This is a genomic window from Aeromonas sp. QDB30, from assembly GCF_027707645.1.
GTDB classification, from domain to species: domain Bacteria; phylum Pseudomonadota; class Gammaproteobacteria; order Enterobacterales; family Aeromonadaceae; genus Aeromonas; species Aeromonas caviae.
The window spans coordinates 1-843 of record NZ_JAPCIY010000188.1; the positions used below are offsets into that span (position 1 = coordinate 1).

At 58.6% G+C, this 843-nt stretch carries 1 protein-coding gene; it reads right to left on the reverse strand.

Going from position 1 to position 843, the window contains the following annotated elements; all coding sequences use genetic code 11:
• Positions 1-843 (reverse strand): IS4-like element ISAeme3 family transposase (locus PG896_RS21055; protein ID WP_270836202.1); only part of this gene is annotated, 843 nt, incomplete at both ends.

An 843-nucleotide genomic window follows, 5' to 3' on the forward strand; every position in this document is an offset into this window, starting at 1 on the left:
GCTCTATGGGCCACTGCTTCCAATAGCGGCAACCACCATGTCGTACTGTTCTTTGACGCTTTCAACATCGATAGCTTCCCTGTCATCACACTCTGCGCGACCCGCCTTTTCATCACCAGCGACAGCAAACTCGTCCACACCAATCCCTCGGCGATGGCTTTCTCCCCCGTCACAAACCCCTTGAGCCGGTTGTGCGATTTCCACTCTTTAAATAACAACTCCACCTGCCAACGGCAGCGATACAGGCTCATCACCTGCTCTGCTGACCATGCCGCTCGCGGCAGGTTGGTCATCCACAAGCAGAACCGCTTTTCCTCGGCAAACCAGCGTCGGATCAAGCGGTACTCGACCTTGCCGGACTTCACCACCATATCCAGCACCTCGGCCCGACAGCGCCGCCGTCCTGCCTCTTTCAGTGACAGTCCCGCCAGTTTTGGCACTTCCCGTCCATCACCGCGCCAGGCCTGGATTATCTTGGGGTTCAGGCTTTGCGTTCCTCGCACCAGATAAAATCCGCCAGCGTCGTTCACCTGCTCAAACCAGGCCCTGTCAATGTAACCCGCGTCAGCCAGCAGCAGGCAGTTGGCCAGCTTGTGAGCCTCAGGGAGAAATTGCCGCTCCCCTGCGGTATCGGCAGACACACTCATGCACAGTGGGCTCTGCTCCGACAGAGACATGGTCATATGGCACTCGATAGCCGCCGGACTGATGGTCTTGAACCGGCCGGGAAAGTCAGCCGCCAGACGCCGGTGCACCGCGAAGGAGGTGCCATCGTGCAATAACACCTGCTTGAACGCGCCGAGGGAGGCCGCTTTGAGTTGATGGTCGATACGCAAGGCGATG